At 43.2% G+C, this 12,186-nt stretch carries 13 protein-coding genes and 1 pseudogene; 7 read left to right on the forward strand and 7 right to left on the reverse strand.

Going from position 1 to position 12,186, the window contains the following annotated elements:
- Nucleotides 1–107 precede the first annotated feature (107 nt).
- Complete coding sequence (gene pyk, locus V7K44_RS27475; RefSeq protein ID WP_334936335.1) at nucleotides 108–1,877, reverse strand: pyruvate kinase; 1,770 nt, start codon at nucleotides 1,875–1,877, stop codon at nucleotides 108–110.
- Between the two features lie 378 nt (nucleotides 1,878–2,255).
- On the opposite strand from pyk, the gene crtR reads away from it, so the two are divergent.
- Entirely contained in the window at nucleotides 2,256–3,146 is an 891-nt protein-coding gene (gene crtR / locus V7K44_RS27480) for a beta-carotene hydroxylase (RefSeq protein WP_334936337.1), read from the forward strand.
- Nucleotides 3,147–3,299: 153 nt separating this feature from the next.
- Here crtR and V7K44_RS27485 read toward each other — a convergent pair whose 3' ends face one another.
- From V7K44_RS27485 to V7K44_RS27495, 3 genes and pseudogenes are all read right to left on the reverse strand, one after another.
- Complete coding sequence (locus tag V7K44_RS27485) at nucleotides 3,300–3,494, reverse strand: DUF5615 family PIN-like protein (RefSeq protein WP_334936339.1); 195 nt, start codon at nucleotides 3,492–3,494, stop codon at nucleotides 3,300–3,302.
- Nucleotides 3,478–3,724 (reverse strand): annotated as a pseudogene (locus tag V7K44_RS27490) (DUF433 domain-containing protein). The gene V7K44_RS27485 and the pseudogene V7K44_RS27490 overlap by 17 nt, the downstream one beginning before the upstream one ends.
- Nucleotides 3,725–3,896: 172 nt before the next feature.
- Nucleotides 3,897–4,472 carry a Uma2 family endonuclease gene (locus V7K44_RS27495; RefSeq protein ID WP_334936340.1) on the reverse strand — a complete coding sequence of 192 codons (576 nt, stop codon included), beginning with the start codon at nucleotides 4,470–4,472 and terminating at the stop codon, nucleotides 3,897–3,899.
- A 392-nt stretch (nucleotides 4,473–4,864) separates the two neighbouring features.
- On the opposite strand from V7K44_RS27495, the gene V7K44_RS27500 reads away from it, so the two are divergent.
- Nucleotides 4,865–5,338, forward strand: coding sequence for a TspO/MBR family protein (locus V7K44_RS27500; protein WP_292740709.1), 474 nt, complete (start codon nucleotides 4,865–4,867; stop codon nucleotides 5,336–5,338).
- 89 nt (nucleotides 5,339–5,427) lie between these two features.
- Nucleotides 5,428–5,901, forward strand: coding sequence for a TspO/MBR family protein (locus V7K44_RS27505; RefSeq protein ID WP_334936342.1), 474 nt, complete (start codon nucleotides 5,428–5,430; stop codon nucleotides 5,899–5,901).
- Between the two features lie 5 nt (nucleotides 5,902–5,906).
- Here the strand turns inward: V7K44_RS27505 and V7K44_RS27510 are convergent, their stop codons facing one another.
- The 3 genes from V7K44_RS27510 to V7K44_RS27520 form a co-directional block, all read right to left on the reverse strand.
- Entirely contained in the window at nucleotides 5,907–6,620 is a 714-nt protein-coding gene (locus tag V7K44_RS27510; RefSeq protein WP_334936344.1) for a M15 family metallopeptidase, read from the reverse strand.
- Between the two features lie 101 nt (nucleotides 6,621–6,721).
- Complete coding sequence (locus tag V7K44_RS27515) at nucleotides 6,722–6,979, reverse strand: DUF4926 domain-containing protein (RefSeq protein ID WP_334936345.1); 258 nt, start codon at nucleotides 6,977–6,979, stop codon at nucleotides 6,722–6,724.
- A complete protein-coding gene (locus tag V7K44_RS27520; RefSeq protein ID WP_334936346.1) occupies nucleotides 6,966–7,310 on the reverse strand; it encodes a DUF6883 domain-containing protein in 345 nt (114 codons plus the stop codon). Before V7K44_RS27520 ends, V7K44_RS27515 begins: the two co-directional genes overlap by 14 nt.
- A 61-nt stretch (nucleotides 7,311–7,371) precedes the next feature.
- On the opposite strand from V7K44_RS27520, the gene V7K44_RS27525 reads away from it, so the two are divergent.
- The 4 genes from V7K44_RS27525 to V7K44_RS27540 all read left to right on the forward strand — a co-directional run bounded on the left by V7K44_RS27525 (nucleotide 7,372) and on the right by V7K44_RS27540 (nucleotide 12,181).
- Nucleotides 7,372–8,841, forward strand: a complete 1,470-nt coding sequence (locus tag V7K44_RS27525; protein ID WP_334936347.1) for an aminotransferase class I/II-fold pyridoxal phosphate-dependent enzyme — start codon at nucleotides 7,372–7,374, stop codon at nucleotides 8,839–8,841.
- 193 nt (nucleotides 8,842–9,034) lie between these two features.
- Entirely contained in the window at nucleotides 9,035–10,015 is a 981-nt protein-coding gene (locus V7K44_RS27530) for a choice-of-anchor A family protein (protein WP_334936348.1), read from the forward strand.
- Between the two features lie 135 nt (nucleotides 10,016–10,150).
- On the forward strand, nucleotides 10,151–11,170 hold the full coding sequence (locus V7K44_RS27535; RefSeq protein WP_334936349.1) for an ABC transporter ATP-binding protein: 1,020 nt from the start codon (nucleotides 10,151–10,153) through the stop codon (nucleotides 11,168–11,170).
- A 123-nt stretch (nucleotides 11,171–11,293) separates the two neighbouring features.
- Nucleotides 11,294–12,181: an ABC transporter permease gene (locus V7K44_RS27540; protein WP_334936351.1), complete on the forward strand. Its 888-nt coding sequence runs from the start codon at nucleotides 11,294–11,296 to the stop codon at nucleotides 12,179–12,181.
- Nucleotides 12,182–12,186: the final 5 nt, after the last annotated feature.

Here is a 12,186-nt window from a genome sequence, read left to right on the forward strand (position 1 = left end):
AGGGATTGGGCATTGGGCATTGGGCATTGGGTACAAGAGGCAGAGGGGCAGAGGGGATAAAACTTACTACAACTCCCCTGCTCACCTGCTCACCTGCTCACCTGCTCCTAAGCCGTTCTCACCGCCCCAGAGTAAATCAAACCCCGTTGCAGATCCAGCGTTATAATCGCCCCATCTCGAATCACCTGCGTTGCCTGCTTCACACCGACAATTACTGGTACACCAAGACGTAAGCCAATTACTGCCGCGTGACTTGTGAGACTTTCATCTTCGGTAATAATCCCGGCAGCTTTCCGAATTGCCTCAACAAAATCGGCACTAGTGCGGGGTGCAACTAATATGTCTCCGGGATTAAAGTTACTCACATCCATACCAGTATTAGCCACCCGTGCGCGACCACTCACTGAACCTTGTCCTAGTCCAATTCCGTGACCTAGTACTGCCGTTACCACCTCTACCTTAATCAAATCTGTTGAGCCAGAAATCCCCTGGAGTGTACCCGCCGTCATCACTACTAAATCTCCCTGGGACAGTAACTTCAGTTCCTGAGCCACGTTAATCGCAGCTTGAAATGTCTGACCAGTGGAAGGTAATCCTAGTACCAACAGCGGTTTTACTCCCCACACCATTTGTAGCTGCCGCGCCACATTTACATGGGGTGTCACTGCCAAAATTGGTGTATGAGGACGGAACTTAGAGACATTGCGAGCTGTTGCCCCCGTTTGCGTTAGGGTCATAATTGCCGCTGCACCTAATTGTTCGGCAATTTGACCGACAGCTTGACTAATCGCATTGGGAATGGAGCGTCGCGCATCTCTCGTAGAACGTAAGTTTAGGTGTTGGGCTTCTTCCTGCTCCATACGTTCGGCAATTCGCGCCATCGTCGCCACTGCTTCTACAGGAAAGCTACCCACAGCGGTTTCGTTGGAGAGCATCACCGCGTCTGTGCCGTCTAAAATCGCGTTTGCCACATCCGAAACTTCCGCGCGAGTGGGACGGGGATTGCTCACCATACTGTCTAACATTTGAGTAGCAGTGATGATGGGAATTCCCAAGCGATTTGCTGTCGCAATTAGCCGCTTTTGCAGTACCGGAACATCTTCCGCTGGCAATTCCACGCCTAAGTCGCCTCTGGCAACCATCACGCCATCACACAAAGCTAGAATCGCCTCCATTTGTTCAATGGCTTCGTGCTTTTCAATTTTGGCAACCACTGGCACTTGCTTGCCTGTACTAGAAATTAGTTCTTTAATTTCGATCATGTCCTGGGGATTGCGGACAAAGGAAAGTGCCACCCAATCTACACCCTGATCTAGACCAAACATTAAATCCTCTCGGTCTTTATCGGTCATTGCTTTAATTGACAAATAAACACCGGGAAAGTTTACACCTTTATTGTTAGAAAGTTTACCAGGCACGGTGATTCGACAATGCAAATCACCTTTGTCCCGGTTAATTTCCTCCACAACCATTTCTACTCGTCCATCATCAAGGAGGATTTTTGCACCAACTGGGACTTCTTCGGCTAAATAATCGTAGGTGACGCAACTAATTTCTTGCGTTCCCACAACTGGACGATTTGTCAAGGTGAAGCGATCGCCTTTTGCCAAAACTATAGACCCGTTGTCAAACTTTCCCAAGCGAATTTTTGGGCCCTGCAAGTCTTGGAGAATAGCCACTGGCTGATTTAATTCAAAAGCGGTTTGCCGAATTAAGCGAATACTACGCTGATGATCGGCATGAGTTCCGTGGGAGAAGTTTAGCCGCAGCGTCGTGGCTCCCGCTTCAATAATCGCCTTGAGCATTTCAGGACTGCTAGTGGCGGGGCCAATAGTAGCGACAATTTTTGTCCGGCGCAGAGAATCTCTTAATTGCATAGGGGCTGAAGTTAGGGAGCTATCTGGGAAGTCATCGTAACTTAAACGGCATCTCCTTTTCAGTCACTGCTATATCAATAGATATAAGCAGTTAGAGAGGGTTTATGGGAGAGTGGGGCTGTGGGATAGACTAGATATAGTACATCAATCTTGTATCCATCCTCCCCACGAAGGAGTTTATTCTATAAACTTTTTGGCGATAGTCATACCCCACTTATCAGTAAAGACTAGGCTTCGTCTGGAATCATAGCGTTATTCATCTGCTGATATGCAAAGCTGTGGATAAATCTTGCTATACAAAACTTTGCAAAACTTTATCTTTCACTAATATTTATCGTATATTCGTAATGTCTGCTCAAAAAGGAGTCAATCTTAAAGATGATCGCATCGGAGGCACAAAAGCCACTGACAATCCCACCCAAGGAATTTTTAGCGCCTCCTGGTGATTTCAATCCAACGCTGCTGCTGTTTTCTGTAGCTGTATCCATGCTGGTGTTATCCAACTTTGGTTACTGGCTTTGGGAATGGCCGCACTGGCTGTGCTTTAGCGTTAACACGATTGCCTTGCATTGTGCTGGAACGGTAATTCATGATGCCTGTCACCAATCTGCCCATCGCAACCGAGTGATAAATGCGATGTTAGGGCATGGTAGCGCTTTGATGCTAGCTTTTGCTTTTCCTGTATTTACGCGAGTGCATTTACAGCATCATGGTCATGTCAACCATCCCAAAGACGACCCAGATCATTATGTTTCGACGGGTGGGCCCCTGTGGCTGATTGCAGTGAGGTTTTTGTACCACGAGGTATTTTTCTTTCAACGGCGACTTTGGCGTAAATATGAGCTACTAGAATGGTTCATCAGCCGCTTAATTATCGGTGTAATTGTTTATATATCAGTCCAATACGACTTTTTGGGTTACATTCTGAATTTTTGGTTTATACCAGCTTTTGTAGTGGGGATAGCACTGGGATTATTTTTTGACTATTTACCCCATCGTCCTTTTGCAGAGCGCGATCGCTGGAAAAATGCTCGCGTTTATCCTAACCCAGTTCTCAATATTCTGATTATGGGACAGAATTACCACTTAATTCATCATTTGTGGCCTTCTATTCCTTGGTATAATTACCAACCTGCATACTATGTGATGAAGCCCCTGTTAGATGAAAAAGGATGTTATCAAACTTCAGGATTGTTGCAGAAAAAGGACTTTTTTGAGTTTGTTTACGACATCTTTTTAGGAATTCGATTTCATCATCAAAAAGAATAGAGTTGTTGGATAAAGCTCACGTCAAAAATCTCCGATTTCAACAACCACACCCGGAACGATTGTTGTTAAGATACTGCGAACACTGGGTATCAATGGAAGCAAATCAGGTAGGCGATTACTAGATGCCACGAGAACAACGACCGCAACTCCAGCCTATTGCAAGTTTTGCTGATATTGTAAGTTTTGGTCTGTTGTGAGGAGAATCGTGAAACTTTCCTGGATCGTTAGTTGCAACAGTTCACCATTCTTTTTGCCTGACCATCCCATTTCCACAACTGTGCGTACCTCATAATCAGTGAGTTCACGTTTTAAGGGTCGTGGAACACACTCATCAAGCAGAATTCGCATAGGCGGTCAGCATTTCCTTTGCTAATTTTTAGAGTGGCGTAGGCGTAGCCCGTCGTAGACATCGCTTGCTCACGGCTGACACTGGGAAAGTGATCTAAAAACTCATCCAGTGAGTCACCCGCTTCTAGGTAATCGAGCAAGGTTTTTATCGGCACACGAGTACCAATAAAAACAGGGGTTCCTCCCAATATATCGGGGTCGCTATGAACAACACGTGATATGGATGTCATATAGTTAGCTTGTCTGCAACAGACTACCTTCTTATCCTAGCTCTGGTTGTCTCAGAGGTTGTTTGAAAAGTGGTTTTTGACTTTTGTACTTCCGCCTTGCGGTACTAGGTTATTTAAGTAAGCCCAGAGTTTTACGGTCTTGTCATAACTAGCAGAAGGGATGGTCTATTTTTTAACCAACATTACCCGCAGACAACACTTGTTCAACTGTAAGTGCAATTTCTGGGAAAGTTACAGACACAATTTGCTGACTCCCGCTAAACTCTTTTTCCTCGTACAATCCTTCTGACAACAATAAAATCGTAATTTTTGACTCTATTGGATCTACAATCCAATATTCAGGAATTTCTAAGGCTGCATATTCAGAACGTTTATATCGATAATCGCGTTTTACTGAATCAGGACTGACAACTTCCACTACTAATATCGGCGCAGACTGACAAACAGCAGACTCATCAAGGAATTCCATTACCTGTTCAGCGGTGACAACATAAACATCAGGCAATCTTGACTTCCGCCATCCCGTTCTCACCCCCGCTTCTCTAAAGCATAGCCAAGGTAAACTCAAGCGATTGATTTCTGTGTCAAATGTCTGTTCAAGGAATTTAGCAAGTAGTAAATGTCTAAAAGTTGGTGGATTCATGCGTTCTAATTTTCCATCCACCAGTTCATAACGGCTATCAGTACCATCGTTATAAGCGAGATATTCTTTAAAAGAGTATAGACGCTCTGTAGTTGTCTGTGTCATCGCGCAACGTTTAAATAAAGGTTTTTTTTGAGTACTACCTCAAAAAATCATGAGTAATTGCACATTGGCTTGTAGTAGCGTTTAAACGTGTAGGCAAATAAAAAAGCTGTATAATTCTATCACCTACAAAGCACGATTTTATCGTTAGCTACTCAACACTTTGGAAAAAATAAAGTTGTACATACAATTTAATCAGAAAAAATAACCTCTGGAAGCGATCGCCTCCAAAACGGTAGCAATGCCCCATTCGCAATGCCCATAATTTAAAATCCTGCCAAACGATGTGAAGGTTTCAAACTCAGGGATGATGAGTAATTAGCAATTAAATTGACAAAATCACACTATAAAGAGTGATATTAAGCGATAAATAGCGCTTGTAAGGACTAACGGGCATGATTAAATCTTGGATGGTGATTGGGGGTGTGGCTTTCTTGGTTGCTTTAGCAGCAAACGTGATTACGCCTAGCGATCGCCAATGGTTCAAGCGTTTACAACGACCGAGATGGCTAACTTTTGAGGGCGCAATTCCCATTATTTGGACTGTAATATTTATTTGCGGTGCTTGGTCAGCTTATATTGTCTGGGAAAAAGACCCAGGAAGCACCTCAACCTGGTTAATCATGGGTTTATATCTGCTATTAGAAATAGTTACCATTGCCTATACGCCTGTAATGTTTAAGCTTCGCAGTCTGAAAGTGGGCACAATTCTCGGTGGTACAGGTTTGATTATTTGTGCTTTATTGATACTTGCAGTCTTAGGTTTTTCTGGTTGGGCAGCACTATTACTAGTTCCTTATTTGCTCTGGAGTCCCATTGGTACTTATACCACTTGGCAGATGATCCGTCTCAATCCTCAAGATGCCTAAGAATCGCACCAGGGAATGATTAAACATCTAGCTTAAATTGTCAAACTTGCAGTGTATGACTTGACAAAATACACAAGCAGGAGTGCATTATGATTCCATCTGGGATAATAATTGGGGCTGTAACTTTCCTCATCGCCCTTGGGAGTTTTTTGATTACGCCGCGTGATGTTAAATGGTTTGCAAACTTAAGTCGCCCTCGTTGGCTAGTTTTTGAGCCACTGATTCCAATCATCTGGACTGTGATTTTTATTTGCGGTGCAGCTTCAGCTTATATTGTCTGGGAAAAAAATCCAGGAGGCATAATTACTTGGCTACTAATGGCTTTGTACCTCTTGGTGGAAATTATCACCGTCGCCTACATACCCACAATGTTGAGGTTTCGCAGTCTCAAAGTTGGGGAAATTCTTGGGCTAATCGGTTTGATTTCAGGTGTTGTTCTCGCAATCTGCGTTTTGCCGATTTCTTTAATGGCGGCGCTGTTACTCCTTCCCTATCTAGTTTGGACTCCTATTGGTACTTACACCACCGACGAGTTAAAAGAGTTAAATCCTCAAGATGCATAACGCATTTATGCAAGACGCCCATAACGTGCTGTGACAGGATTGGCTGGATTAGATTGATTATTCAGCCAAGCCCACATTTGATCGCCAACAGAAAAATGCCACCACTCTCTAGGATTGCGTTGAAAGCCAGCTTTTAACATTACATCTTGCAATAGCTGACGGTGAGCATGATACTTTTGGGTTTCTGAGCGATCGCTATTGGCATAATAATCTGGGTGCGATCGCTCTGACATTTCATCAATTGGCGAACCCATATTTACTATTTGCCCTGCATCATCTACTAGCGTTACATCTACCGCCCCACCCGTACTGTGAGGAGGCGGAGTTTTTGCATCTAAACTCGGTGCAGCCCAAATTGCATAAACCGCTTCCCAAATCTCTTGGCGTTGGTTTGGGGATAACTCCACATTAGTCAGTCCTCTATCCCGCACTGCTTGGGTGAAGCTGTAATCTACCATAAACTGCTGGACTGCGATCGGGCGATAGGCATCAAAAATTTGGATATGCCAGTTAGGATGCAGAAGATTAAGATAATTTTGCGCTTGGAGCAAATTTTCGATAACGCTTTGACGGAGATAATAAGGAGAGCGATCGCCATCGCCATAAGGCGCACCTAATTTTTCATAAGGATGGGGAGATTCCACCGCAAACAATTCTAAAGGAATCTTGATTAGCGGTTCACCACACTCGAAAATTGGGATTTGATGATAGGGCCTCATATGAATAATTCGTAATACGTAATTATTACTCTATGCTGTGTATGAAGAATAAGTTATAAGCGATCGCACCTCAATTTAGATACAGACCCTAAAGTAAAAATTTAGGCAATTGCCAAATCATAATGTAAAACTAAAATTTCGTCCGATCTCAAAGTCGCCATTGCATATTCACAGCCTTGAGTATCAGCAAACTCGACTAAATAATTATATTCTTCTTGCTCATACACTTCTACAATTGTTCCAACTTGTCCACTGGGTAAGCTTTTGATAGAAGTATAATCTTCTTCCACTAGTTGTAATCTCTCAATGGGAATCGGCTTAAGTGTAGCAATAGTATCCAAAAGTTTAATTTTGTTCATTTAACTTCAAAAATGCAGTAATCAAACGTGGATAGGGTTTATTAGCAGTAATTTCCCAGATTGTCCGCAGCCTGATTCCGTCTGTATCAGGTACTATCCAATCTACCTTAAACTGTTGACCAAATTGTGTAGTACTTTGCTGAACAACTTCACCTGCAACTGCTGCTGTTTGAATCAATTCACGCAAAACATCAGAATTTTCTAGCGTGATTCCAAGAATTGATGCGAAAACTCTGGCTTTATGTTTCCCACTCGGATGTTCTGGGTTTAGACAATAACCTATGAGCTTTTGCACAGAAATCTCTGCTTGTTCGCCGTTGGGTAATTTCATTGTCTCTGAATATGCCCTAGCAGATTTAAGATTCTATCATTAACGGTTCGTTTTCCCAAAAATGCTCAATCAAAACCAAATACCCTTATTAGATGCCTTAAAAGCTAATGCAGCAAGACCTCATGCGCCTTTTTACACTCCAGGACATAAACTAGGTAAGGGAATTTCTCAACCTTTGGCTGACTTACTTGGTAAAGCCGTCTTTCGCGCTGATTTAACCGAATTAGCAGATTTAGATAATCTCTTTGCACCCCAAGGCGTTATTCAAGAAGCACAACAACTGGCGGCTGAGGCATTTGGTGCTTCGCAAACATGGTTTCTTGTCAATGGTTCTACCTGTGGGATTGAAGCGGCAATTCTTGCTACCTGTGGCACAGGCGATAAAATTATTCTGCCTCGCAATGTGCATTCTTCTGCGATCGCTGGTTTAATTCTCTCTGGTGCTATACCAATTTTTATCAATCCTGAATACGATCCAGTTTTAGATATTGCCCACAGCATTACACCCAATGCTGTACAATCTGCACTCCAACAACATCCAGACGCCAAAGCAGTGTTGACAGTTTACCCAACATATTACGGCGTTTGTGGAAATTTGAGTGCGATCGCCAATATTACACATCAATATAATATCCCTTTACTTGTAGATGAGGCACACGGCGCACACTTTGCTTTTCATCCAGAATTACCCACTTCAGCTTTAGCCGCAGGTGCTGATTTAACTGTACAATCCATCCACAAAGTACTCGGTGCAATGACACAGGCATCGATGCTGCATATTCAGGGTGATAGGATAAATGGCGATCGCATCAGTAAAGCTTTGCAACTCGTACAATCTACCAGTCCTAGTTATTTACTTTTAGCTTCTTTAGATGCAGCGCGTCAGCAAATGGCACTCCACGGAAAAATGCTCATGTCTCGTATTTTGCAACTTGCTCACGAAGCTAGAACAAAAATCAGTCAAATTCCTGGATTATCTGTTTTGGAAATGCCTCGGTTGGGGGAACCTCTCGGCTTTCTAGCTTTAGACAAAACACGACTAACTGTCACTGTTTCTGCTTTAGGTTTAACCGGATTTGAAGCAGATGAAATTCTAGATGAAAAATTAGGTGTCACTGCTGAATTCGCCTCACTGCAACATCTCACCTTTATCATTAGTTTGGGCAACACCCCAGCCGATATTGAACAATTAGTGCAAGGTTTCACCACCCTCGCCAAAGAATATCGCCGAAGCAACTTGACTGTTAAAAACCAGGTTTGGCTAAATCTAGACAGAACCCTAGATTATGCTTTACAACTTTCTCCCCGTGAAGCTTTTTTTGCAGTCTGTGAAATACTACCTTTGACACAAACTAATAAACGCATTTGTGCCGAAATCGTCTGTCCCTATCCCCCAGGAATTCCTGTGTTAATGCCGGGAGAAGCGATCGCTGAATCAGTCCTTGAATACCTACAACAAATCCAGGCTATGGGCGGATTTATCAGCGGTTGCAATGACATTAGTCTCAAAACTTTGAAAGTTGTGAAATAACTTTATAACTCTTGAATTATTTTTGATAAAGTCTAATTGATAAAGTCAATAGTAAATGTGCGGTTTTTCAAATGATCTAGGGAAAATATACAGTAGTTTTACTAGTGTGAAACTTCAATAAAAATAGCTAACAGACTAGTGTAATCTTTGATTTATACCCATAGGATCGTCATGATGATTCCTAAACTATAAGATGAAATCAAAAACCTATTATATTTGGGGGTTAGTAACAGTTCCGATTGTAGTCACTCTAGCGCTGGGTTTCTCAGCAAGAGCGAATGCAATTGAGTTAGGTGCTGCCTCTGATTACAATGTATTTGTTTTGGGAGATATTTCTCAAAAATATACAGATATTGAAGGAAAAGTTGCTGCTGGCGGTAACATAAATTTCGTCGGCGGACTTGGAAGCAGACTTTCTGGCAATAGCGGCAACGTAGTAGTCGCTGGACAGAATTTAACTCTGAGTAACGGTCAAATTTACCACGGTAATGCTGTCTATGGAGGCAGTGCCAATGTAGCCAGCAATGTGGGATTTCCCCAAGGAACTCTCAGCCAGGGTAATCCCATCGACTTCAATGAAGCAGGGAAACAACTGCGAGGATTATCTGAATATTTGGCAACCTTAACTCCTACTGGTAACACAACAGTTCAACCTTGGGGTGCTATTAACCTTAGTAGCAGTGGTACTGCTTTCAATGTTTTTAATCTTGCAGGCTCATCTGTCTCCAAGACCAACTATTTTGAAATTAAGGGAGACGCAAATTCAACTATCGTCGTCAATATCAGCGGTAAGGATGTGTCACTGCAAAACTTTGGGTTTAATATCATTGGCGCAGATAAACAAAAGGTAATCTACAACTTTTATGAAGCAACTAACATAACTGCTAGTGGAATTGGCATCCAAGGTAGTATTCTTGCGCCTTTAGCTAATTTCAATTTCAATAACGGTCAAGTTAACGGCAATGTGGTAGTAGCTTCTTTGACAGGAAATGGCGAGTCTCACAACTATCTATTTAATGGCGATCTGCCAGATGTCCCAATTAGGTACTACACTCCGCCTAAGCCTCCCATTCGTAAGGTTCCAGAGCCTGCAAATCTTACAGGTTTGGGATTAATTGCTGTCGTATTTGGTTTATTTCGCTACAAACGCAATCAAGCAACTTGTTTAGAATAATTAAAAATTTTTGGCAGCATAGCGCATGATGCGAACTTATTTACAGATTTTCGCTCATGCGCTATTTCCTTGCTCTCTACCTTCTACAATAAGGATAGACTTTATTGAGATTTGTATAGTTGGGGATCGGCTGTCATGGCTCCCGCCGTTTTAATTCAAAATCTGCAAAAACGTTACGGTACAGTGGTTGCCGTCCAGGATGTTTCCTTTCAGGTAGAACCAGGAGAAATTTTTGGTTTACTTGGCCCCAATGGTGCTGGGAAAACTACTACCTTGCGTGCTTTGTGTACGCTGACCACACCGGATGCTGGCAAAATCGAAGTATCTGGCATATCTGTGTTAGATAATCCAAAAGTGGCAAGACAACGACTAGGCTACGTAGCTCAGGAAGTCGCTATAGATAAGGTGTTGACTGGAAAAGAACTGCTGCAATTGCAAGCAGCACTTTATCACCTTCCAGGCGCAGTAGCCAAACAGCGTATTGAAACGGTATTAGATTTACTGGGTTTGCAAGAATACGCTAATAAAAAGACAGGAACCTACTCAGGCGGTTTACGCAAGCGCCTAGACTTGGCTGCTGGATTGCTCCATGCACCGGATGTTTTGGTGTTGGACGAGCCAAGTGTAGGACTTGACATAGAAACACGTTTTGTGGTATGGGATTTCCTCAGAAAATTACGCGCCTCTGGGACGACGGTAGTAATTACCAGCCATTACTTAGAAGAAATTGACGCTTTAGCCGATCGCGTGGCAATTATAGATCGCGGCGTTGTAATTGCAAGTGGTACACCTTCGCAATTAAAAGATCAAGTAGGAGGCGATCGCATCACCTTGCGAATCCGCGAGTTTTCCCCCATTGAGGAAGCTGAGAAAGCTAAAAACCTCTTGAAACCTTTGCCTTTTGTCCAAGAAGTCATCATCAACAGCGCTCAAGGTAATTCACTCAACTTGGTAGTGACACCTCAGAATGATGTTCTGATTAACATACAGCAATCGTTAAATACCGCTGGCTTGCCCATATTTGGCATCGCCCAATCTCGCCCCAGCCTTGATGACGTTTATCTCGCTGCCACAGGACGCACCTTATTGGATGCAGAACTCGCAGCCGTCGCCACCCGCGATCCCAAAGCTGAAAAGAAGCAGAATATGAGATAGGGAATGGGGACTGCGGAGCAGAGGAGCAGGGGAGCAGTAGCAGTAAGTCTTTCCCCTGCGCCCCTTTGCACCTCTGCCTCTTGTACCCAATCTAAAATTCAAAATCCAAAATCCAAAATTGCCATGAGTGTTACTCCTAAATCTGATATCAATTGGCAGCCGCTAGCATCGCCGCAAGCAGATGCTAATACTGCACCTAACTTTTTCGGTGAATTGGTACAAGAGACGTTGGCTTTAACCCGTCGCTTGTTTATTCAGTTGCAACGCCGTCCCTCATCTTTAATTGCTGGAATTATTCAACCAGTAATGTGGTTAGTGCTATTTGGTGCTTTGTTCCAAAATGCCCCCAAGGGTATATTTGGTAATACAACAAATTACGGACAATTTTTAGCTGCTGGCATCATTGTGTTTACAGCCTTTGCCGGGGCGCTGAATGCTGGTTTACCAGTAATGTTTGACCGCGAGTTCGGCTTTTTGAATCGTTTGCTGGTAGCACCGTTGGCATCGCGGTTTTCCATTGTTTTTGCCTCAGCCATTTTTATCATCAGTCAAAGTTTGTTGCAAGCAGCCGTAATTGTTGCAGCAGCAGCATTTTTGGGCGCAGGACTACCCAATATAGTTGGTTTAAGTGCGATCGCTCTAATTGTCTTACTGTTAGCTTTGGGTGTAACAGCCATCTCCCTCGGTTTAGCTTTTGCTTTACCCGGACACATTGAATTGATTGCAGTGATTTTCGTCACTAACCTACCATTATTGTTTGCGAGTACAGCTTTAGCACCCCTATCCTTCATGCCTCAGTGGTTACAGGTTGTAGCTACTTTAAATCCTCTCAGTTATGCGATCGAACCAATTCGCTATTTATATTTCCACAGTAATTGGGAATTAGGTAGTGTAGTGATGCAAGCTCCTTGGGGCGATGTTACCTTTGGGGGAGCATTGCTGGTATTGTTTGGCTTTGCCCTAGTCGCCTTAGTAAGTATTCAACCCCAACTGCGGCGGACTCTGGCTTAAAAAGA

The organism is Nostoc sp., assembly GCF_036917235.1.
Classification (GTDB): Bacteria; Cyanobacteriota; Cyanobacteriia; order Cyanobacteriales; family Nostocaceae; genus Nostoc.